We start from the raw sequence: 20,839 nt of genomic DNA, 5'->3' as shown, positions 1-20,839 counted from the left end.
ACTAGGCGAACAGGGACCGGCCCCACCAGTCGTCCTTGTCGCGGACGCCCGGCGGGACGGCGAAGATCGCCGAACCCACGTGCTGGATGTACTCGTTCAGGACGTCCGACTTCGCCAGCTGGCGCTGGATCGGGATGAAGCCCTTGCGGACGTCGCGCTGGTAGGCCAGGAAGAACAGGCCCGCGTCGAGGCGGCCCAGGCCGTCCGTGCCGTCGGTGAAGGAGTAGCCGCGACGCAGGATCGTCGCCCCGTCGTTGCTGTCGGGGTGCGCGAGGCGCACGTGCGCCTCCGGCTTCATCGCCTTCAGGAACGGCTCGTCGCGCTCCTTGGACTTGCCCACGGGGGCACCCTCGCCCTTGTCGCGGCCGAAGATGTCCTCCTGCTCCTGCAGGGGGGTGCGGTCCCAGATCTCGATGTTCATCCGGATGCGCCGGGCGACCAGGTACGAGCCGCCGGTCAGCCAGTCGCTGCCGTCGCCCGCGCCGACCCACACGTGCTTGTCCAGGGCGGCCTTGTCGGTGCCCGAGATGTTCCGGGTGCCGTCCTTGAAGCCCATCATGTTGCGCGGGGTCTGCTCGTCGGGCGTGGTCGAGGAGGTCTTGCCGAAGCCGAGCTGCGACCAGCGGACGGCGACCTTGCCGAAGCCGATGCGGGCCAGCTGGCGGATGGCGTGCACGGCGACCTGCGGGTCGTCGGCGCAGGCCTGGACGCACAGGTCGCCGCCGGAGCGGGCCTGGTCCAGGTTGTCGCCGGGGAAGAGCTCCAGGTCCACCAGGGCCCCGGGGCGCTTGCCCTCCAGGCCGAAGCGGTCCTTGGCGAACAGCCCCGGGCCGAAGCCGATGGTCAGCGTGAGGCGGGAGGGCTTGAGGCCGAGGGCCTCGCCGGTGTCGGTGGGCGGCGCCTCGGGCGCGCCCTCGAACACGTCGCCGACCGGCAGGCCGGCCGTCATCAGCCGGGCCGCGGCCGTCCACTCCTTGAGGAGCGCGACCAGCTCGTCGCGGCTCTTCGTCTTCACGTCGAAGGCCGCGAAGTGCAGCCGGTCCTGGACGGCGCTCGCGATGCCGGCCTGGTGCTCGCCGTGGAAGGGCACCGCCGCCCCGGCGGAGGCCGCCGGGGAGATGTCCGAGCCGCTGCCGAACGCGGCGACCGCGCCGCCGGCGGCGGCAGCTCCGACCGCCAGCCCCGCGCCGCCCCAGCCGAGCACGGCACGGCGCGAGGGCGCGCCCGCGGCGCCCGCGGCGCCGGTGGTCTCTTCCGACACCTGGTCGGTCATGTTGCTTCTCCCGCCTCTGCCTGGCTCTGGACTACTTGACGACCGCGGCGGCCAGCTTGGAGAGCGGCTCGCCCAGCGCGCTGACGGCGTCGGAGAGCTCCTTGCGCTCGGCCTCGCCGACCTTGTCGTACGAGGTGAACTCGTAGGTGTTCTTGTCGGCGCGGTACTTGTCCAGGAGGGTGTTCATCGCGGCGAACTGGGTGTCCAGCTGCTTGGCGAGCTCCGGGTCGTTCTTGGCGGTGACCGCCTTGAGGAGCTCGTAGGACTTCTGGGCGCCCTCGACGTTGGCCTTGAAGTCGACCAGGTCGGTGTGGCTGTAGCGCTCTTCCTCGCCCGTCACCTTGCCGGTGGCGACCTCGTCGAGCAGCTCCTTGGCACCGTTGGCCATGGAGGTGGGGGTGATCTCGGCCTGGCCGACCTTCTTCTGCCATTCGGTCAGGTCGGCGATCAGGGTGTCGGCGAGCTTCTTGTCGTTGTCGTCGATCTTGTTGTCCTGGAAGAGGGACTTCTCCAGGCGGTGCCAGCCGGTCCAGTCCTTGGCCGGGTCCTGGCCGGCCTCCAGGCCGTCCTCGCGGACGTCGACCTTCGGGTCGATGTCGCCGAAGGACTCGGCGACCGGCTCGGTGCGCTCCCAGCCGATGCGGGAGGGGGCGTAGGCCTTCTTCGCGGCCTCCAGGTCGCCGGCCTTGACGGCGTCGGCGAAGGCCTGGGCCTTCGGCAGGGTCTCGTCGGCCTGCTCCTGGACGTACTTGCGGTACGAGGCGACCGCGGCGTCCAGCTCGGGGCTGCGCTTCTCGGTGCCGCCCTTGCCGGTGGCCTTGACCTGGGTGCGGATGCCGTCGCCCTTCATGCCGGGCTTGCAGGTGAAGGCGTAGTCGCCCGCCTTGATCTCGGCGGTGATGGTGGCCTTGGTGCCGGGGCCGATGTTCTCGCGCTCGGCGACGATCCGGTCGTCCGGGAAGAGCACGTAGAGCTCGGTGACCTTGGAGCCCTTGTTCTCGACCTCGATGGTGACCTTGCCGGCCGGGAACTCGGTCTTCGAGACCTCGCAGGCGCTGTCGGTCGCGTTCACGTGGATCGCGCCGGAGCCGCTCTTGTCGCTCTTCTCGGCGCAGCCGGTGACTGCGGTGAGCGCGGCGACGGCTGCGGCCGCGGTGAGGACGGTGAGGCGGGCGGGGCGCATGTGGGCTCCTGGCGAGGGTGAAGGCTGGGGGAGGGCCGGTGAGGCGGACCTAACTTAACCGAGGCTTACCTGACCGATACCCACTCGTCCAGTGATTCAGCTCTCACCTTTCGGCCCCGGACACAAGCCCGTCACGGGCCTTCCATGACCGGCTCAAGCGAGGGTCAAGCGGGAGTCAAGTCGTCGTCCGCGTTTCGTGCGGGACCGTAGTTACCGTCCGGTTCGACCCCTTGCGCCGCCTGGCAGGGAGGTTGATCCGGAACGCCTCCGTCCCGTACCGGGACGACCAGCGGAGCGCCCGTCCGGGGGTGCGCCAGCACCTCCACCGGCTGCCGGTAGACCCGGCTCAGGAGCCCGTCCTCGAACACCTCCGCCGGGGGCCCGGCCGCCGCGATCCGCCCGCCGTGCAGCACCGCCGCCCGGTCCGCGTACGCCGCCGCCAGCCCCAGGTCGTGCAGGACCACGACCACCGCGTCCCCGGCAGCCGCCCGTTCCCGGCAGATCCGCAGCACCAGCTCCTGGTGGCGCAGGTCCAGGGCCGCGGTGGGCTCGTCGAGCAGCAGCAGCGGGGCCCGCTGGGCCAGTACGCGGGCCAGCGCGACCCGGGCCCGCTCGCCGCCGGAGAGATCGGAGAAGGCCCGATCGGCGAAACGGGTGATCTCGGTGGCGGCCATCGCCCCGGCCACCGCCTCCTCGTCGGCGTCCGCCAGCCCGGTCCCCGCCCACGGGGCGCGGCCCATCCGGACCACCTCCGCGACCGGGAAGGGAAAGGACAGTGCGGCCGACTGGGGGAGCACCGAGCGGCGCAGGGCCAGCTCGGCGGCGCTCCAGCCGTCCACCGGGCGCCCGTCGATCAGTACGGAGCCCGAGCCGGCCGGCAGGTCGGCGGCGAGGGCGGCCAGCAGGGTGGACTTCCCGGCGCCGTTCGGGCCGACCAGCGCCAGCACCTCGCCGGCGCGGGCGGCCAGGTCGATCCCGGCGAGCACCTCGCGGTCCCCGAGCCGGACGTGCAGCCCGACGGCCTCCGCGACGGTGGCCCCGGGGGCGGGGCGCGCGGGCACGGCGCGCCGGCCGCGGGAAAGGAAGCCGCGGGAAGGGAAGCCGCGGGATACGGACCTCACGCCCAGCCCCCCTGCCCCCTGCGGGTGCGGCGCAGCAGCCAGAAGAAGAACGGGCTGCCGATCAGCGCGGTCAGCACACCGAGCGGCAGCTCGGCCGGCCGGGCCACCGTACGGGCGGCCAGGTCGCCCCCGGCCAGGACCACGGCCCCGGCGAGCGCGCTGCCCGGCACCAGGAAACGGTGCCCGGGCCCGTTCGCCATCCGCAGCAGGTGAGGGACCAGCAGCCCCACGAAGGTGATCACCCCGGCGACGGCCACGGCGGCCGCCGTCAGCAGGGCCACGACCAGCACCAGGGCCAGGCGCAGCCGCTCGACGTCGATCCCGAGGTGGCGGGCCGGCCGCTCGCCGAGGGCGAGGAGGTCGAGCCTGCGGGCGTAGAAGGGGGCCGCGAGCAGCCCCGCGAGCGCACAGGGCAGCACCGCGAGCACCTTGGGCCAGGTCGCCTGCGCGAGGGAGCCGAGCTGCCAGAAGGTGATCTGGTTGACCTGGCCGCTGTCCGCGAAGAAGACGAACAGCCCGATCACGGCGCCCGCGAAGGCGTTGACGGCGATACCGGTCAGGATCAGCGTGACCACCTCGGTCCGGCCGCCGCTGCGGGACAGCAGGTAGACCGCGCCGACCGTGACCAGCCCCGCCACGAAGGCGCAGGCGGTGACCGTCCAGTTGCCGAGGAAGGTCAGGCCCAGCCCGATCGCGGCGACCGCTCCCACGGCGGAGCCCGCCGAGATGCCGATCACCCCGGGCTCGGCCAGCGGGTTGCCGAACACCCCCTGCATCAGCGCGCCCGCGCACCCCAGGCTCGCGCCGACCAGCAGGGCGAGCGCGACCCGGGGCAGGCGTACGTTCCACAGCACGCTCTCCCCGACCCGGTCGAGCGGAGCCCCGCCGAGGCCCGCCCGGTGCTGGACGGAGGCGAGCACGTCCCCGGTGGGGATGGCGTACGCGCCGACGCCGGCCGAGACCAGCGCGAGCAGCAGCAGCGCGGCGAGGAGCCCGGCCGCGAGCAGCGGCGCCCTGCGGCCCGGCCGTCGCTCCGGGGGAGCCCCGGACGGCACGGTTCCCGGGCGCGCCCCGGAGGAGACGGCCACCTCAGGCCCCCTTGCCGTGGAGCTGCGCGACCAGCGAGGCGAGCACCTGGCCGGTGCGCGGGCCGTAGTTCAGCAGCACCCCGTCGTCGACGGTGACGACCCTGCGGTCCATCCCGGCCGGGGTCTGGCCCACGCCCGGGATCTTCACCAGGCCGTCGACCCCGCCCACCGATTCGAGGCCCTTGGTCATGACGAGGAGGGCGTCCGGGGCGGCCGCGGCCAGGGCCTCGCTGGTGATCGGGGTGAAGTCCTTGCCGAGCCCCGACTCCTTGCCGGTGTCCACCGCGCCCGCCGCCTCCAGCAGCGAGCCGGCGCCCGAGTCGGAGCCGCCCAGCAGATAGACCGAGGCGGTGCCGCGCAGATAGAGGAAGGCCACCCGGGGCTTCTTCCCGGCAGCGGCCGGAACGCCCTTGCGGGCGGCGGCGATCCGCTCGGCGGTGCGCTCCTTCAGCCGCGCGCCGGCCTCCTTGATGCCCAGTGCGGCGGCGACGGCGTCGATCCGCTCCGGTACGTCCTCCAGGGCCTTGGCGGGCGCGAGGACCACGACCGGGACGCCCGCGTCGCGGATCTGCCGCACCGCCTCGGCGGGGCCGGTGGTGGTCTCCGCCAGGACCAGCGTCGGGTGCAGGGAGAGGACGCTCTCGGCGGAGACCTCGTGTCCGCGGGTCACCACCGGCAGGGCCGAGGCCTGTTCGAAGGTGGCGGTGATGTCCCGGGCGACGACCTGCGGGCCGAGCCCGAGGGTCTGCACGATCTCGTTGAGGCTGCCGGTGAGCGGGATGACCCGGTCCGCCGAGGTGACGGTGACCTGCTGCCCGTCGGCCGAGGCGACCGTCACCGGCAGCGTGGGCCGCGGGGCGGCGGCGATCGGCTCCACCCGGTCGGGGAGGGAGGGGGCGGAGCGGCCGGCGCCGGGGCCCTCGGGGGCGTCCGTGCCGGCGCAGCCGGTGGCGGAGAGGGCGAGCACGAGCGAGAACGCGAAGGCCCTCAGGCCGACGCCCAGGCGGGAGAAGCGGGTTGAGGGGGCGGGCGTAGGCACGAAGGCACCGTCCTGATCGTCCGGCCGGGAGGCGGGGGAGGGGGCTGGGTCGGACCGAGGGGTTCCCCGCTCGGCCGAGATAGCTTAGGTTAGCCTAACCTTAGTTACCAGCCCCGGGATTCATCGGACCTGGAGGGGGCCCGCATGTCCGCAAGACCCGTCCGCGCGTTCGCCGCAACCCTGTTGGCGGCCCTGATCGTGGCGCTGCTCCCGGCCGCCGCCGCCCGCGCGGAGAGCCGTACCGTCCAGGGGGGACGGTTGGACTGGGGCCTCAAATCGTCCTTCCAGAGTTACGTCACGGGTCCGGTCGCGAAAGGCGGTTTCCAGCTGAAGAGCGGAGCCGCCACCGTCGGCGGAAGCTTGTTCCGCTTCCACTCCGCGACCGGCTCCTACGACCCCGCCTCCGGGGTGTTCGAGGCCGCGTTCTCGGGCGGGGTGGCCTTCCGGGGCCACCGGAAGCCCGACGGCACGTACGACCTGGACCTGACCGTCAGTCGCCCCACCGTCCGCATCTCCGGCGGCAGCGGCACCCTCTACCTGGACGTGACCAGCAAGGCCAAGGACACCGGCGCGGTCAGCAGTCAGTCCCAGGTGCCCTTCGCCACCCTCGGCCTCGGCGGCATCGACATGAGGGGCGGCGGCAGCCCCATCGCCCTCACCAACGTCCCCGCCACCCTCACCGACCAGGGCGCCAAGGCCTTCGCCGGCTACTACCAGGCCGGCGCGCCGCTCGACCCGGTCAGCCTGTCCGCCGACGTCAAGGCCGCCCCGGCCGCCGCCCCGCAGCCGACCCCGCCCGCACGGACGTCCGGCACCCCGCCGGTCGGCCCGCAGCCGGCGGGGGCCTTCACCGACGCCGCCGTCGACTGGGGCGTGCGCCGCACCTTCCGCGAGTACGTCACCGGCCCGGTGGGCCAGGGCGGGTGGACCCTCGCCGAAGGCGCCCAGGACGGCGGCGCGCTGTTCCGCTTCCCGCAGGGCAAGGGGACGTACGACAGCCAGAAGGGCGCGCTCGCCGCGGAGTTCGCCGGTAGCGTCCGGTTCGCCGGCGCCCATCTCGACCTCGAGCTCGGGAAGGTGGGCGTCAAGGTGGAGAACGGCAAGGGCGTGCTGTCCGCCGACGTGACCACCGGCGGGCAGACCAGGCCGGCCGTGGCGCTCGTCGAGTTCGACGCCAAGGGCCTCAAGACCGAGGGGAAGCTCGCCACCTTGACCGAAGCTCCCGCCACCCTCACCGAAGGCGGCGCCCAGGCCTTCGCTTCCATGGCCCCGCTCTCCTCGTACAGGGCGGGCACGGAGATGGACCCCGTATCGCTGGCCGTCGCCCTCGAAGCAGGTACGCAGTTGCCCGCCCTGCCCGACCTCGGCTCCACCGCCTCCCCGGCCCCCGCGTCACCGGCCGGGCCGTCCTCCGCCGCTCCGGCTCCCGCGTCCGCCGCACCGGCGGGCGGGTCCGCCGACACCGGCCCGTACGCGGCCGTCGCCGTGGCCGTACTGGTCCTCGCCGGCGGGGCCGCGCTGCTGGTGGCGCGCAGGCGCCGCGCGTCGGCGTCCGACACCACCTCGTAGACCTTCTCCCCTTCTCCTCGCCCTCTTCTCCTCTTCCTGTTCGTCCCGCACCTCCAGGAGATTCCCAGCCATGTCGTCCAACCGCCGCCCGATCGCCGTCGCGGCCGCCGTACTGACCGCCGCCGCCCTCGGCGCCACCGCCTTCACCCTCCCCGCCGCGGCCGAGGGGGTCGCTCCCCCCGCCGGGGCCGCCCAGACCGCCACCGCACCGATACCCGTCGTGGGCGGCACCCTCGACTGGGGGGTGCTGGCGAGCTTCCGCGCCTACGTCACGGGCATGGCGCAGGGCAAGATCACCACGGCGGACGGTGCCACGCAGAACGCCGACGGCACCTTCCGCTTCGGCTCGGCCACCGGCCAGTACGACAAGGACGCCGGCCATGTGGTGAAGGCGCAGTTCAAGGGCAGCGTCACCTTCGAGAGCGCGACCCACGGCTTCGTCATCAAGATGGAGAACTTCCGCTTCGACACGGGCAGCAGGAAGCTGACGGTCGACATCACCAAGAACGGCACGCTCACCAAGGACGTCCCGGCGGCGACCGTCGCCTTCGCCGGGACGAACATGAACGGCCTGGCCACCAAGCTCACCAAGGAGCTCGGCGAACAGCTCGGCGCGCCCCAGTACGAGGGCCGCGACGGCGACAAGCTGACGGCCGCCCTGGAATTCCAGAAGCCGCCCGCCCCGTCCCCCTCGCCGTCCACCTCCACCGCCCCGTCCCCGTCGGCGCCCACCTCCTCCGCCCCGGCCCCCGCCCCGTCCGCCGACGGCCCGCAGAAGATCCTCCGGGGCAAGCTGACGTGGGGGGTGATGGCCTCCTTCCACGACTACGTCGGCGAGAAGGGGATCACCACCAGCGGCGGCGCCACCAAGAACGGCAAGACCTTCGACTTCTCCTTCGGCAAGGGCGAACTCGACGTCAAGAAGCAGAAGCTGAACGCCGCCTTCGAAGGCGCCGTGCGCTTCGAGTACGCCGCCCACGGACTCGACCTGACCTTCGGCAACATCCGGATCGAGACCGCGGGCAGGACCGGCACCCTGGTCCTGGACGCCAAGACGGCGGCGGGCGCGACCAAGGACGTCCCGTTCGCCACGCTCGACCTGTCCAAGGGCGACTACAAGACCAAGGGCGGCCTGCTGACCCTCGAATCCGTGCCCGCCGTCTTCACGGAGAAGGGCTCGGCGTTCTTCGCCAACGGCGGCTCCGTCCCGGAGAAGTACAAGCCGGGCAAGCCCATGGACCCCGTGACGCTCTCCGTGGCCGTCGACAAGGACGCCCCCCTCCCGACGCCCAGCGCCACCAGCACCGCCACGGCCGGCGCGGGCAGCACGGGCAGCACGGGCGGTACCGCCACCACGGGCGGCACGGCGGGCGGTTCCGTGGGCGGAGGCGGCTCGGTGGGCGGCTCGGCCGGCGCCCCCGCGGGCGGCAACCTCGCCTCCACCGGAGCCGAGGTCCCGGCCGGCACCCTGCTCGGCGCCTCCGCCGGCGTGGTCGCGGCGGGCGCGGGCGCCGTCTACCTCGGGCGCCGCCGCCGGGCGGTGCCGAGCTGACGGAGGCCGGCCGTCGCGCCGTGCTTGAATGCCAGCGTGAACGATCTGGATGTGATCAAGGTCTTCTGCGCGGGTGACGGCCGTTTCGGCAATCTGCTCGGAGTCGTCCGCGACGGCCGCACCTGCCCGGACGACGCCTCCCGGCAGGCACTGGCCGCGGAACTGGGCTACAGCGAAACGGTGTTCGTCGACGACCCCGAGCGCGGTGTCGTCGACATCCGCACCCCCGGCACGTGCATGTCCTTCGCCGGACACCCGCTGGTCGGGGTCGCCTGGCTGCTGGACATCGAGGAGCTCCAGCCGCCGGCCGGGTCCGTATGGGCGCGCGACGACGGGGAGTTCACCTGGATCACGGCCCGCCCCGAGTGGGTCACCGGCAAGCGCACGGAGCAGTACGCCACCCCCGCCGACGTCGACGCCCTGCCCGCTCCGCCGCCCGGCGAGGGCTGGCTGTACGCGTGGGCCTGGGAGGACGAGACCGCGGGCCGGATCCGCGCCCGGGGCTTCCCGCGCCGCCCGGACGGGGTCATCACCGAGGACGAGGCCACCGGCTCGGCGGCGATCCTCCTCACCGCCGAGCTGAACCGCGCCCTGAACATCACCCAGGGCGCCGGCTCCCAGATCCTCACCGCCCCGGGCCCCGACGGCACGATCGAGATCGGCGGCCGCGTCCGCTTCGCCTCGTGACGACGCGGGAGGGCCGGGCGGGTGCGTCCGCGCCCGCCCGGCCCTCCCGCGCCCGCACCGCCCGGCCGGGGCCTACGCGGTCAGCGGGAACTCCTCGCCCAGCTCGCGGAAGACCGCCCCGTTGAAGTCGAAGGCACGCTTGCACTCGTCGATGATCCGCTGCTTCTCCAGGTCGTCCGCGGCGATCGCGTCCAGCAGCTCCCGGTAGCCCCGCTTGAAGGCGGCCGGGTTGGAGATGTCCGCGAAGACGTAGAACCGCACCCCGTCGCCCTTGCGCTCGAAGCCCCAGGTGCGCTCCGCCTTGTCCCGGATGATCTGGCCCCCGGAGAGGTCGCCCAGGTAGCGCGTGTAGTGGTGGGCCACGTACCCGCCCGGCCAGGAGGCCGCGCACTCCGCGACCCGGGCCGCGTACGCCTCCGTCGCGGGCAGCGCGCTGACCGCGTCGCGCCAGCCGGGGCCCAGCAGGTGCGCCAGATCGCGCTCGATCTCGGCGACGCGCATCAGCTCGGGCCGTATGAACGGGCCCGCCACCGGGTCGTCCCGCAGGGACCCGGCGCCGTCCTCCAGCGCCCGGTACACGAACCACAGCTGCTCGGTGTACCGGGCGTACGCGTCCACGCCGAGCCGTCCGCCGAGCAGGTCGCTCATGAACGAGGAGGTCTCGGCTTCGGTGTGCTGCTCGTGCGAGGCGACACGGATGACCGTGGAGAACGCGTCCAAGACTGACCTCCGGAGGAGAGGAGCGGGCCGTGGCGGCACGCCGCCGCCACACCCGATCCTGCTGCTTAGGCTTACCTAAGTCAATGTGTTCCCGACGCGTTGTCGGTAAAAACCCTCCGGGCGGTAAAACCCTCCGGGCGGCAAAACCCGGCGGGCGCCAAAAACTCGCCGCCGGGTCCGGTCCCTACGGCAGGGTCAGGATCTCCGTGCCGGTTTCCGTCACCACCAGCGTGTGCTCGAACTGCGCCGTGCGCTTGCGGTCCTTCGTGACGACCGTCCAGCCGTCCTCCCACATGTCGTACTCGTGGGTGCCCAGCGTCAGCATCGGCTCGATGGTGAAGGTCATGCCGGGCTCGATCACGGTCGTGGCGTGCGGGCTGTCGTAGTGCGGGATGATCAGGCCCGAGTGGAACGACGAGTTGATGCCGTGCCCGGTGAAGTCCCGGACCACCCCGTACCCGAAGCGCTTCGCGTACGACTCGATGACCCGTCCGATGACGTTGATCTGACGGCCGGGCTTGACCGCCTTGATCGCCCGGTTCAGGGCCTCGCGCGTGCGCTCCACCAGCAGCCGCGACTCCTCGTCGACCTCGCCGCACAGGTAGGTGGCGTTGTTGTCGCCGTGCACCCCGCCGATGTACGCGGTCACGTCGAGGTTCACGATGTCGCCGTCCCGCAGGACGGTCGAGTCCGGGATCCCGTGGCAGATGACCTCGTTGAGCGACGAGCACAGGGACTTCGGGAACCCCCGGTAGCCGAGCGTCGAGGGGTAGGCGCCGTGGTCGCACATGTACTCGTGCGCGACCCGGTCCAGCTCGTCGGTGGTCACCCCCGGCGCGATGTGCTTGGCCGCCTCCTCCATCGCCTGAGCGGCGATCCGGCCGGCGATGCGCATGGCCTCGATGGTCTCGGCCGACTGCACCTCCGGTCCGGTGTACGGAGTGGGCCCGGGCTTGCCCACGTACTCGGGCCGGCGGATGTTTCCGGGGACGGAACGGACGGGAGAGAGCTCGCCTGGTACGAGCAGCGACTGGCCAGACATGCAAGCGAGTGTATCCAGCGGCGATGGGGCAGCATGGCGACGAGGAGCGGTATCGAACGGTATCGAGCGGCGGTACCGGGAGACCGTGCCGGAAGGAGTCCGAAGCCGATGGCCCTGTTCAAGAAGCGTCAGGTGGGCAAACCGGGCGAGTGGTACTACTGCCTGGTCCACCAGAAGGTGGAGGAGGGCCCCGAGTGCCCCGCCAAGGACCGCTTCGGCCCCTACACCACGCGCGAGGAGGCCGCCCACGCCATGGAGACGGCGCAGGAGCGCAACCTCGAATGGCAGAACGACCCCAAGTGGAACGACAAGAGCCGGGAGGAAGACGAAGGCGGCGCCACTCCCTGACGCCGCCACCCCCTGACGCCGCTCCCCCGCCCTACCAGCGGCTGGGCGGCGGGGCGGTCAGCTGGTCGGCCAGCCGCGCCAGCCGGTCGCGCAGCCGCCGCGTGCCCCGCCGCTCCGGCGGGCCGTTCTCCCCGGCCGCCGCGCTGACCAGGTGCTGCACGGTGTCCAGATCCAGCTCGGAGCCGGCGGCGGGCACCGACAGGGCGTCGTGCGCGAGGGCCGTCAGGTCCGGGTCCCCGCCGTCCAGGGACAGTACGGTCGCCCCCGCGCGCCGGGCGTCGTGCACCCGCTCCAGCAGCCCCCCGCCGGGCCGCTCCGGAGCCACCACCAGCAGCGTGTGCCCGCGCCGGGCGGCCTCCAGCCGGCCCAGCCCGACCGACAGGTGCGGCGGCTCACCCGGCCGCACGTGGTGGCGTACCAGCGTCGGAGCCAGTTCCGGCTGACCCGACCAGGCGGCCTCGTCCACCAGGTGCGCCGCCAGGTGCCAGGGCTCGTACCGCTCGGTGCCCACCAGCAGCAGCCCGCCGCGGGCCGGCGCCACCGACCGCCGCAGCGAGCCCGCGAAGCGCCGGGCCTCGTCCGGCCACCGCGTCCCGGCGAGCACCTCGCGCAGCAGCGCCACCCTCACGGCATCCATGCGGCATCCATGGCCGCATCCTGCCCCATCGGACCCTCCTCGTCCGGCCTACCCGGCAGTACGCTCGCCAGCATGACTTCCTCAGACAGCACGCAGAAGCCGCCGGCCAAGGACCCCTGGGACCTCCCCGACGTCTCCGGCCTCGTCGTCGGCGTCCTCGGCGGCACCGGCGACCAGGGCCGCGGCCTCGCCTACCGGCTCGCCCGCGCGGGCCAGAAGGTGATCATCGGCTCCCGCGCCGCCGACCGCGCCGAGACCGCCGCCGCGGAGCTCGGCCTCGGCGTCGAGGGCGCCGACAACGCCGAATGCGCCCGCCGCAGCGACATCGTGATCATCGCGGTTCCGTGGGAGGGCCACGCCAAGACCCTCGAAGCCCTGCGCGAGGACCTCGCGGGCAAGCTCGTCGTGGACTGCGTGAACCCCCTCGGCTTCGACAAGCAGGGCGCCTACGCCCTCCAGGTCGAGGAGGGCAGCGCCGCCCAGCAGGCCGCCGCCCTGCTCCCCGGATCCCGCGTCACGGCCGCCTTCCACCACCTCTCCGCCGTCCTCCTCCAGGACGCCTCGGTGGAGGAGATCGACACCGACGTGATGGTCCTCGGCGAGTCCCGCGCCGACACCGACACCGTCCAGGCCCTCGCGGCCCGCATCCCCGGCATGCGCGGCGTCTTCGCGGGCCGCCTGCGCAACGCACACCAGGTCGAGGCGATGGTGGCCAACCTCATCTCCACCAACCGCCGCTACAAGGCCCACGCGGGCCTCCGCCTCACCGACGTGTGACCCGACCGCCCCCTCCGGGCCCCGCACCGGCGGCGGGGCCTGGACGGCATGGGGGACACTGGAGGGGTTCGACCCCCTTCCGTGTCGCCGAGGAGCTGTTCCGGATGCCCCGCCTTGCCCTGTTCGCCGTTGTCGTCTGCGTCCTTGCCGTGGCCGCGGCCGTGGTCGCCTTCGTGGAGGGCAGCTTCCTCGGGATCGTGTGGGTGCTGCTGGCCGGCGTCACGTCCAACATGGCCTGGTTCTACATCCGCAAGGCCAAGGCCGAGAAGCAGCAGCGGGCCGCGTAGCCGGCCGGATCAGCCCTGCGGGTCCGTGCAGAAGAACCCCTCGGAGCCCTGCCAGAAGCGGTACAGGTCGCGACCGCAGTAGGTCTCCAGGTCCGAGACGCCCAGCGCGCGCAGGATCCCGCGCACCGCGTCGAAGAACACGGCGTTCACCTCCGGGATCCACAGCAGGGCGAACACCCCGATCAGCGCGAACGGCGCCAGCGGGGCCAGCTCGCGGCGGACGCGGTGGGACAGCCACGGCTCGATGATCCCGTAGCCGTCCAGGCCCGGGACCGGCAGGAAGTTCAGGATCGCCGCCGAGACCTGGAGCAGCGCCAGGAACGCCAGCGCGAAGCGGAAGGGCAGCGGGACCCCGTCGAGGGCGTCCAGCCAGAACGGTGCCGTGCAGACGACGGCGAAGGCCACGTTCGTCAGCGGCCCCGCAGCCGAGATCAGGCTGTGCCTCCAGCGGCCCCGGATCCGGTCGCGCTCGATGTACACCGCGCCGCCCGGCAGGCCCAGCCCGCCCAGGATCACGAAGACCACCGGCAGCACGATGCTGAGCAGCGCGTGCGTGTACTTCAACGGGTTCAGGGTCAGGTAGCCCTTGGCGCCGACCGTGATGTCACCGCCGTGCAGCGCGGTACGGGCGTGCGCGTACTCGTGCAGGCACAGCGAGACCACCCACGCCGACGTGACGAAGAGGAACACGGCCAGCCCCGTGCTCGCCGCGTAGTCCGTCCACACGGCCCACCCGGTCACCGCCATGACGGCGACTATGCCGAGGAACACGGAACTGATCTGCCGCTCGCCGCGGACGCCCTGATGACCCATGCGGCGAAACCTATCCCGGGCTCGGCGCCGACGGGGGCGCGGGGCCGGGGAGAATGGGCCGGTGCGCTACGCGATTCTCGGCAACGCCCAGGCCATACGCGACGACGGCAGCCCCGTCGCCGTCGGCGGAGCGCGCCTGCGCGCGCTCCTGACCGCCCTCGCCCTGCGACCCGGCCGCGCGGTCCCGTCCGGGCTGCTGGTCGCCGAGGTGTGGGACGCCGATCCGCCGGCCGACGCCGTCGCCGCGCTCCAGGCACTGGTGGGGCGGCTGCGCCGGGCGCTGGGGCACGCGGCCGTGCGGTCCGTGGAGGGCGGCTACCAGCTGGAGGCGGAGCGGGAGGACGTCGACCTGTACCGCTTCGAACGGCTCGCGCGCTCCGCCGCGGCCGAACCGGACCCGGCCCGGGCGGCGGCCCTGTACGACGAGGCGCTCGCACTGTGGCGGGGCCCCGCGCTGGCCTCCCTCCCCGATCCGACGGCCGAGTCCGCGCGCTGGGAGGCCGTACGGATGGACGCGCGCCGGGGCCGCCTGGGCGCGGCGCTGGCGCTGGGCGAAGCGGAACAGGCCCTGCCGGAGCTGACCGAGCTGTGTGCGCGGCAGCCCCTGGACGAGTCCCTGCAGGTGCTGCGGATCCGGGCCCTGCGTGCGGCGGGCCGCCCGGCGGAGGCGCTGGCCGCGTACGAGACCGTCCGCCAGGACCTCGCCGCCCGCCTCGGCACGGACCCGGGCCCGGCCCTGCGCGCCCTCCACGCGGAACTCCTCGCCCCACCGCCCGCCCCGACCGGCCCCGCCCCCCAGGCCGCCCCGGCCCCCGCCGGCGGCGCCCCGAAGCCGCCCGCCGCCGGCGCCCCCCACTCCCCGGCCCCGCGTCCGGCGGCCCCCGACGCCCCGGCCCCCGGGAACCTGCGGGCGCGGCTCACCACCTTCGTCGGGCGGGAGGAGGACATCCGCGTCATCGGCGACGACCTCGGCAGGGCCCGGCTCGTCACGCTGCTCGGCCCCGGCGGTGCCGGGAAGACACGGCTCTCGCAGGAGGCCGCCGAGACCCACGCCCGCGCCGCGGTCGACGGCTGGCCCGACGGGGTGTGGTTCGTCGAGCTGGCGCCCGTGGAGGATCCCGAGGACGTCCCCGAGGCGGTCCTCGCCGCGCTCGGCGCCCGCGAGACCAAGCTGCGCGGCGCCGCCGCGGAAGAACTGCGCGCGCTCACCGACCGGGGCGGGGACGACCCCCTCGACCGGCTCGCCGAGCACTGCTCCCGCCGCCGGCTCCTGCTGCTCCTGGACAACTGCGAGCACGTCATCGGCGCCGCCGCCCACCTCGCCGAACGCCTCCTCACCCACTGCCCCGGCGTCCGGATCCTCGCCACCAGCCGGGAACCCCTCGGCGTGCCGGGGGAGTTCCTGCGCCCCGTCGAACCCCTGCCGGACCCCGTCGCGCTGCGGCTCCTCGCCGACCGCGGGGCCGCGGCCCGGCCCGGGTTCAGCGTCGACGCCGACCCGGCCGCCGCGGCCGAGATCTGCCGCCGCCTGGACGGTCTGCCGCTCGCCATCGAGCTGGCCGCCGCCCGGCTGCGGCTGCTCACCCCGCGCCAGATCGCCGACCGGCTCGACGACCGCTTCCGGCTGCTGACCGGCGGCGCCCGCACCGTCCTGCCCCGCCAGCAGACCCTGCGCGCCGTCGTCGACTGGTCCTGGGACCTGCTGGACGCGCCCGAACGGGCCGTGCTCAGCCGGCTGTCCGTCTTCGCGGGCGGCTGCGACCTGGAGGCCGCCGAGGCCGTCTGCGCGGATCCGGAGACGGAAGCGGGCGCGGACGTCGCCGACGCCATGGCCACCCTGGTCGACAAGTCCCTCGTCGTCGCCGCGCCCGGCCCCGCCGGCGACATGCGCTACCGGCTCCTGGAGACCGTCGGCGAGTACGCCGCCGAGCGCCTCGCCGAAGCCGGCGGCGACCGCGCGGCCACCGAGCACCGCCACCTCGTCCACTACCGCGAACTCGCCCGTACCACCGAGCCCCTGCTCCGCGGCCACGGCCAGCGCGCGGCCGCCGACCGGATCGCCACCGAGTACGAGAACCTCCGCAGCGCCCTGCGCCGGGCCGTCGCCACCCGCGACGTCGGCGAAGTGCTCTGCCTCGTCCACTCGCTCGGCTGGTACTGGCACATGCTGGACCTGCGCGCCGAGTCCCGGCACTGGTCCGACGCCGCCGCCGAACTCGGCCCGAACCCCTTCCTGGCGCCCCACGTCCCCGCCGGGCCCGTGTACGAACGGCTCGTCGACTCGCCCCCGCCCTACTCGGGCGAGGTGCTCGCCGAGGGCTGGCGCGCCCTGTACCTGGTGCGGCTGGCCGCCCGGGACCAGACGAACACCGACTGGGACAGCCCGGAGGTCCGCGAGCAGGTGGCCGGGGTGCTCGCCACCTACCGGCCCGGCCTCCCGCAGACCTGCCGCACCCCCGCCTCCCTGTGGATCTACGCCGTGATGATCGCGGGGAACGCGGGCCTGCTCAAGCGGGTCGTGGACGCCACGATCGACACCTCCCGCGAGCTCGGCTACCGCTGGGAGCTCGCCTCCGGCCTCCAGCTGCGGGCCAACATCCTCGCCAACCGGGCCGACTGGGCCGGCGACGCCTCCCGCGACGCGGACGAGAGCCTGGCCCTCTTCCGCGAGCTCGGCGACGACTGGGGCTGCGCCGAGGCCCTGTCGGCCCGCGCCGAGTCCCGGGAGAAGTGCGGGGACTACGAACTGTCCGCCCAGTACTACCTCGCGGCGATCGAGTACGCCGAACGTCTCGGCGCCAAGGCGCAGGTGACGGTGCTGCGCGTGCGGATGGCCGGCTCCCTCGCCGAGGGCGGCCGGGTCGAGGAGGCCGAGCGCATCCTCACCGAGAGCATCACCACGGTGCAGCGGTTCGGCAACGAGGCCATGCCCGCCGCGCGGATGTTCCTCGCCGGGGTCTACGGCCGCACCGGCCGGATCCCCGCGGCCCGCGAACAGATCCGGCTGCTGCGCGAGGAGTTCGCGCTCGGCGCGTTCGCCGTCTTCGACGTGTTCCTGCTCGCCATGACGGCCTGGCTGGACAACCAGGAGGGCAAGTACGAGGAGGCCCTGAGCCTGGCCCGGGAGGCCTCGGGGGCCGTCCGGCACCCGCTGGCGATGATGGTCGCCCCGCACATGCCGGCCCTCTACCTGCTGACGGCCGCGGTGGCCCGGACCGGCCTCGGCGGCCCGGCGCAGGCGTACGAGAGCGCGCGGCTGATCGGCGCCTACCGCGCCCACCTGCCGGCCGGGCACGTCCCGGTCTCCTCGGAACGCGAGGACGCCGCCCGCGCCGAGGAATCGGTGCGGGCGGCGCTGGGCGACGCGGCGTACGAGGCGGCGTACGCCGAAGGCGGCGGCCTCTCCCTGGAGGAGGCCACCGCCCTCATCTGATCCGTCGGCTCCCCCGTGCGGTGCCGTCCGGGACGCGATCCGGACGGACCGGCCGGCCCGGGATCAGGTCTTCTGGCGGAACTTGCGGACCGCGACCGGCATGGTGACGGCCGTGATGGCGACCGACCAGGCCAGGGTGATCCACACCGAGTTGCCCAGCGGGGTGCCGTTGATCAGGCCGCGGGCCGCGTCGGCCAGGTTGGACAGCGGGTTGACGTCGGTGAAGCTCTGCAGCCAGCCGGGCATCGTGGTGGGCGGGGCGAAGATCGAGCTGCCGAACTGCAGCGGCATCAGGACCAGCATCGCCATGCCCTGGACGGCCTGCGCGGTCTTCATGGTCAGACCGAGCAGGATGAAGACCCACATCAGCGAGGCGCCGAAGACGGCCGACAGCCCAATGGCGAGGAACAGGTCCAGCACCGAGGACTTGATGGACAGGCCCAGGATGAAGCCCACGGTGAGCAGGATCGCGATGGCGACCATCATCCGGCCGAGCTCGACGACGATCTTCGCGATGAGGACCGAGGAGCGGGCGATGGGCATGGACCGGAAGCGGTCCATCACGCCCTTCTTGAAGTCGTCGTTGACGCCGGTGCCGACGCCCATCGCGATGTTCATGCCCATCATCGCCATCATGCCCGGGACGACGTAGTTGACGTAGTCGTCCTGGTTGCCCTTGCCGGAGATCGCGCCGCCGAAGACGAACACGAACAGCAGCGTGAAGATGATCGGCATGAGCACGACGTCGAACATCGACTCCGGGTCCTGCTTGATCTGGAGGGTGTTGCGGCGGACCAGGGCGCCGATGTGGCGCAGGTTGGCCCGCAGGCCGATCCGGCCCTCGCCGGGCGGCGGGGAGGCGGCCGTGGCGGCCGCGCCGGTGCTGGGCTTCGTCGTGGTTACGGTGCTCATGCCGCGACCTCCTGATCCGTCTCGGTCTTCCGGGTGGGTACGGCGCCCTCGGCCGTCGCCGGCTTCTGGCCGGTGATCGACAGGAACACCTCGTCCAGGCTGGGCAGGTAGGTGCCGAGGTCGGCGATCGCGTACCCGCAGGCGGCCAGCAGGCCGACCACCGCGGTCAGCTGCTCGTCGCTGAGGATCGGGACCAGCAGCACGCCCTCGTCCGGCACCGCCTGGGTGCCGGCGATGCCGTCCAGGCCGGTCTCCGCCAGCGCGCGGGCCATGCCCGGCAGGTCGGCCGGGTCCACCGGGCGGATCCGCAGGGTGCGGCCGCCGACGCGGGCCTTCAGCTCGTCGACCTTGCCCTTGGCGATGACCTTGCCGCGGTCGATGACCGTCAGCTCGCTGGCGAGCTGCTCGGCCTCCTCCATGTACTGGGTGGTGAGCAGGACGGTGGCGCCCTCGGCGACCATCCGCTGCACCTCGTCCCACACCTCGTTGCGGGTGCGGGGGTCCAGGCCGGTGGTCGGCTCGTCCAGGTAGAGCACGGCCGGCCGGCCGATCATCGAGGCGGCCAGGTCGAGCCGGCGGCGCATGCCGCCGGAGTAGTTCATCGCCGCCTTCTTCGCGGCCTCCGTGAGGGAGAACCGCTCCAGCAGCTCGTCCGCGCGGGCCCGGGCGTCCTTGCGGGACAGGTCCAGCAGCCGGCCGATCATGTAGAGGTTCTCCCAGCCGGAGAGCTTCTCGTCGACCGAGGCGTACTGGCCGGTCAGGCCGATCGCGCGGCGCAGCTGCCGGGGCTGGCGGACCACGTCGTAGCCGGCGACCGTGGCGGTGCCGGCGTCGGGGACGATCAGGGTGGACAGGCAGCGGACCAGGGTCGTCTTGCCGGCGCCGTTCGGGCCGAGGACACCGAGCACGGTGCCCTCGCGGACGTCCAGGTCGACCCCGTCCAGGGCCTTGGTCTCGCCGTAGTGCTTGACCAGCCCCCGCACTTCCACGGCGTGGGCGGTCTTGTCGTTTCGCGTCATGTCCACCATGGGACCAGCCGCCACTGACAAAGCTCCGACAGCCGACCGACAGCCCACCGACGGTCCACCGACGGCCGACCGGCAGGAGACCGGCGGCCCGCGGACGAGGCTGTCGACGGGCCGCCGGTGCGTGCCGGACTAGTGGAAGGCGTGCTCCTCCTGCGGGAACGTTCCGCCGACCACGTCCTCGGCGAAGGCCTTCGCCGCGTCACCCATGGTCTGCCGCAGGTTCGCGTACTGCTTCACGAACCGCGGCATCTTCCCGCCGGTCAGGCCCATCATGTCGGTCCACACCAGCACCTGCGCGTCGCACTCCGAACCGGCGCCGATGCCGACCGTCGGGATGTGCAGGGACCGGGTGACCTCGGCGGCCAGCTCGGCCGGGACCAGCTCCAGGACCACCGCGAAGGCACCCGCGTCCTGCGCCGCCTTCGCGTCGCGCAGCAGCTGGTGCGCGGCCTCGTCGGTGCGGCCCTGCACCCGGTAGCCCATGGCGTTCACGGACTGCGGGGTCAGGCCCAGGTGGGACATGACCGGGATGCCGGACTGCACGATCAGCTCGGTCTGGTGCAGCGAGCGCTCGCCGCCCTCCAGCTTGACCGCCCCGACGCCGGCCTCCTTCACCAGCCGGGTGGCGCTGCGCAGCGCCTGCACGGCGCCTTCCTGGTAGGAGCCGAACGGCAGGTCGCCGACGACCAGGGCACGGCCGGTGCCCCGTACGACGGCCGCCGACAGCAGGGTCATCTCGTCCATCGTCACGGGGACGGTGGTGTCGTAGCCGAGGTGACAGTTGCCCATCGAGTCACCGACGAGGATCACCGGGATGCCGGCCTCGTCGAACACGGACGCCGTCATGGCGTCGTACGCGGTGAGCATGGGCCACTTCTCGCCGCGCTCCTTGGCGAGCATGAGGTCGCGGACGGTGATCCGCCGGGTGCCAGTGCCTCCGTACAGGGTGGGGGAGGCGGCTTCGCGGGCAGGCGAAACGGCATGCGTCATTGCAACTGCTCCTTGTGTCATCTCGAGGCGCCCTCACGGCGTCCCCGGACTCACCCACCATGGTGGCACTCGTCCGGCCGTCGGCGGAAGTGGCGGGGCTGCGACGCGCTGACCCGTCCGTCACACTCCTGGCCCGCTCCCGGACGCGCCGGAGCCAATGTGCGCGTTTCGTGACAACCGGAACCCTTGCCGCACGGCCGTTCGTCCTCCCGGTTGTACGGCCGCGAGGTCGGCACGGAAGGCTCCCGACATCGCCTAGGGTCAAGGGGCGGGGACGGAGCGCGAGCACGGCAGCGAGGATTTTGGCATGGCACAGGCGTACATGACGGAGACGGGGAAC

At 73.3% G+C, this 20,839-nt stretch carries 19 protein-coding genes; 7 read left to right on the top strand and 12 right to left on the bottom strand.

Annotation, left to right across the window (positions count from 1 at the left end):
• Position 1: 1 nt before the first annotated feature.
• From efeB to ACZ518_RS14760, 5 genes are all read right to left on the bottom strand, one after another.
• Positions 2–1,273 carry an iron uptake transporter deferrochelatase/peroxidase subunit gene (efeB, locus tag ACZ518_RS14780; RefSeq protein ID WP_469113399.1) on the bottom strand — a complete coding sequence of 424 codons (1,272 nt, stop codon included), beginning with the start codon at positions 1,271–1,273 and terminating at the stop codon, positions 2–4.
• A gap of 31 nt (positions 1,274–1,304) precedes the next feature.
• Complete coding sequence (efeO, locus tag ACZ518_RS14775; protein ID WP_469113398.1) at positions 1,305–2,456, bottom strand: iron uptake system protein EfeO; 1,152 nt, start codon at positions 2,454–2,456, stop codon at positions 1,305–1,307.
• A gap of 164 nt (positions 2,457–2,620) precedes the next feature.
• A complete protein-coding gene (locus ACZ518_RS14770) occupies positions 2,621–3,517 on the bottom strand; it encodes a heme ABC transporter ATP-binding protein (protein WP_469113488.1) in 897 nt (298 codons plus the stop codon).
• Positions 3,518–3,573: 56 nt separating this feature from the next.
• Positions 3,574–4,632 (bottom strand): FecCD family ABC transporter permease, encoded by a 1,059-nt coding sequence (locus ACZ518_RS14765; RefSeq protein ID WP_469113487.1) that lies wholly within the window; start codon positions 4,630–4,632, stop codon positions 3,574–3,576.
• Between the two features lie 34 nt (positions 4,633–4,666).
• On the bottom strand, positions 4,667–5,704 hold the full coding sequence (locus ACZ518_RS14760; RefSeq protein ID WP_469113397.1) for a heme/hemin ABC transporter substrate-binding protein: 1,038 nt from the start codon (positions 5,702–5,704) through the stop codon (positions 4,667–4,669).
• 144 nt (positions 5,705–5,848) lie between these two features.
• On the opposite strand from ACZ518_RS14760, the gene ACZ518_RS14755 reads away from it, so the two are divergent.
• From ACZ518_RS14755 to ACZ518_RS14745, 3 genes are all read left to right on the top strand, one after another.
• On the top strand, positions 5,849–7,273 hold the full coding sequence (locus ACZ518_RS14755) for an HtaA domain-containing protein (RefSeq protein WP_469113396.1): 1,425 nt from the start codon (positions 5,849–5,851) through the stop codon (positions 7,271–7,273).
• Between the two features lie 70 nt (positions 7,274–7,343).
• Complete coding sequence (locus ACZ518_RS14750) at positions 7,344–8,825, top strand: HtaA domain-containing protein (RefSeq protein ID WP_469113395.1); 1,482 nt, start codon at positions 7,344–7,346, stop codon at positions 8,823–8,825.
• A 36-nt stretch (positions 8,826–8,861) separates the two neighbouring features.
• Entirely contained in the window at positions 8,862–9,512 is a 651-nt protein-coding gene (locus tag ACZ518_RS14745) for a PhzF family phenazine biosynthesis protein (RefSeq protein WP_469113394.1), read from the top strand.
• Between the two features lie 72 nt (positions 9,513–9,584).
• Here ACZ518_RS14745 and ACZ518_RS14740 read toward each other — a convergent pair whose 3' ends face one another.
• Complete coding sequence (locus ACZ518_RS14740; protein ID WP_469113393.1) at positions 9,585–10,232, bottom strand: biliverdin-producing heme oxygenase; 648 nt, start codon at positions 10,230–10,232, stop codon at positions 9,585–9,587.
• Between the two features lie 184 nt (positions 10,233–10,416).
• The gene (gene map / locus ACZ518_RS14735) at positions 10,417–11,274 is read right to left on the bottom strand and encodes a type I methionyl aminopeptidase (RefSeq protein WP_469113392.1); all 858 of its coding nucleotides are present in this window, start codon (positions 11,272–11,274) and stop codon (positions 10,417–10,419) included.
• A 108-nt stretch (positions 11,275–11,382) separates the two neighbouring features.
• Here map and ACZ518_RS14730 point away from each other — a divergent pair, with 108 nt between their 5' ends.
• Positions 11,383–11,622 (top strand): hypothetical protein, encoded by a 240-nt coding sequence (locus tag ACZ518_RS14730; protein ID WP_469113391.1) that lies wholly within the window; start codon positions 11,383–11,385, stop codon positions 11,620–11,622.
• Between the two features lie 31 nt (positions 11,623–11,653).
• On the opposite strand, the gene ACZ518_RS14725 is transcribed toward ACZ518_RS14730, so the two are convergent.
• A complete protein-coding gene (locus tag ACZ518_RS14725) occupies positions 11,654–12,259 on the bottom strand; it encodes a hypothetical protein (protein ID WP_469113390.1) in 606 nt (201 codons plus the stop codon).
• A gap of 72 nt (positions 12,260–12,331) precedes the next feature.
• On the opposite strand from ACZ518_RS14725, the gene npdG reads away from it, so the two are divergent.
• Positions 12,332–13,036 carry an NADPH-dependent F420 reductase gene (gene npdG / locus ACZ518_RS14720; protein ID WP_469113389.1) on the top strand — a complete coding sequence of 235 codons (705 nt, stop codon included), beginning with the start codon at positions 12,332–12,334 and terminating at the stop codon, positions 13,034–13,036.
• Positions 13,037–13,140: 104 nt separating this feature from the next.
• On the top strand, positions 13,141–13,323 hold the full coding sequence (locus ACZ518_RS14715) for a hypothetical protein (protein ID WP_469113388.1): 183 nt from the start codon (positions 13,141–13,143) through the stop codon (positions 13,321–13,323).
• 9 nt (positions 13,324–13,332) lie between these two features.
• Here ACZ518_RS14715 and ACZ518_RS14710 read toward each other — a convergent pair whose 3' ends face one another.
• Positions 13,333–14,136: a site-2 protease family protein gene (locus ACZ518_RS14710; RefSeq protein ID WP_469113387.1), complete on the bottom strand. Its 804-nt coding sequence runs from the start codon at positions 14,134–14,136 to the stop codon at positions 13,333–13,335.
• Between ACZ518_RS14710 and ACZ518_RS14705 the strand changes: the two genes are divergently transcribed.
• Entirely contained in the window at positions 14,135–17,569 is a 3,435-nt protein-coding gene (locus ACZ518_RS14705; protein ID WP_469113386.1) for an AfsR/SARP family transcriptional regulator, read from the top strand. The genes ACZ518_RS14710 and ACZ518_RS14705 overlap by 2 nt on opposite strands.
• Positions 17,570–17,632: 63 nt before the next feature.
• Here ACZ518_RS14705 and ACZ518_RS14700 read toward each other — a convergent pair whose 3' ends face one another.
• The 3 genes from ACZ518_RS14700 to panB all read right to left on the bottom strand — a co-directional run bounded on the left by ACZ518_RS14700 (position 17,633) and on the right by panB (position 20,499).
• Positions 17,633–18,481, bottom strand: coding sequence for an ABC transporter permease (locus ACZ518_RS14700; RefSeq protein ID WP_469113385.1), 849 nt, complete (start codon positions 18,479–18,481; stop codon positions 17,633–17,635).
• Complete coding sequence (locus ACZ518_RS14695) at positions 18,478–19,509, bottom strand: ATP-binding cassette domain-containing protein (RefSeq protein ID WP_469113384.1); 1,032 nt, start codon at positions 19,507–19,509, stop codon at positions 18,478–18,480. Before ACZ518_RS14695 ends, ACZ518_RS14700 begins: the two co-directional genes overlap by 4 nt.
• 129 nt (positions 19,510–19,638) lie before the next feature.
• The gene (panB, locus tag ACZ518_RS14690; protein WP_469113383.1) at positions 19,639–20,499 is read right to left on the bottom strand and encodes a 3-methyl-2-oxobutanoate hydroxymethyltransferase; all 861 of its coding nucleotides are present in this window, start codon (positions 20,497–20,499) and stop codon (positions 19,639–19,641) included.
• Between the last annotated feature and the right edge of the window lie 340 nt (positions 20,500–20,839).

The sequence above is a fragment of the Streptomyces sp. NPDC033966 genome (genome assembly GCF_055575955.1).
This window is presented reverse-complemented; position numbering and strand designations above follow the sequence as displayed.

What these genes read in the sequence shown, in the direction of transcription:
- efeB (WP_469113399.1), bottom strand. Translation starts at nt 1,273, where the DNA reads ATGACCGACCAGGTGTCGGAAGAGACCACCGGCGCCGCGGGCGCCGCG.
- efeO (WP_469113398.1), bottom strand. Translation starts at nt 2,456, where the DNA reads ATGCGCCCCGCCCGCCTCACCGTCCTCACCGCGGCCGCAGCCGTCGCC.
- ACZ518_RS14755 (WP_469113396.1), top strand. Translation starts at nt 5,849, where the DNA reads ATGTCCGCAAGACCCGTCCGCGCGTTCGCCGCAACCCTGTTGGCGGCC.
- ACZ518_RS14750 (WP_469113395.1), top strand. Translation starts at nt 7,344, where the DNA reads ATGTCGTCCAACCGCCGCCCGATCGCCGTCGCGGCCGCCGTACTGACC.
- map (WP_469113392.1), bottom strand. Translation starts at nt 11,274, where the DNA reads ATGTCTGGCCAGTCGCTGCTCGTACCAGGCGAGCTCTCTCCCGTCCGT.
- ACZ518_RS14730 (WP_469113391.1), top strand. Translation starts at nt 11,383, where the DNA reads ATGGCCCTGTTCAAGAAGCGTCAGGTGGGCAAACCGGGCGAGTGGTAC.
- ACZ518_RS14725 (WP_469113390.1), bottom strand. Translation starts at nt 12,259, where the DNA reads ATGGATGCCGTGAGGGTGGCGCTGCTGCGCGAGGTGCTCGCCGGGACG.
- npdG (WP_469113389.1), top strand. Translation starts at nt 12,332, where the DNA reads ATGACTTCCTCAGACAGCACGCAGAAGCCGCCGGCCAAGGACCCCTGG.
- ACZ518_RS14715 (WP_469113388.1), top strand. Translation starts at nt 13,141, where the DNA reads ATGCCCCGCCTTGCCCTGTTCGCCGTTGTCGTCTGCGTCCTTGCCGTG.
- ACZ518_RS14705 (WP_469113386.1), top strand. Translation starts at nt 14,135, where the DNA reads ATGCGGCGAAACCTATCCCGGGCTCGGCGCCGACGGGGGCGCGGGGCC.
- ACZ518_RS14710 (WP_469113387.1), bottom strand. Translation starts at nt 14,136, where the DNA reads ATGGGTCATCAGGGCGTCCGCGGCGAGCGGCAGATCAGTTCCGTGTTC.
- ACZ518_RS14700 (WP_469113385.1), bottom strand. Translation starts at nt 18,481, where the DNA reads ATGAGCACCGTAACCACGACGAAGCCCAGCACCGGCGCGGCCGCCACG.
- ACZ518_RS14695 (WP_469113384.1), bottom strand. Translation starts at nt 19,509, where the DNA reads ATGGTGGACATGACGCGAAACGACAAGACCGCCCACGCCGTGGAAGTG.
- panB (WP_469113383.1), bottom strand. Translation starts at nt 20,499, where the DNA reads ATGACGCATGCCGTTTCGCCTGCCCGCGAAGCCGCCTCCCCCACCCTG.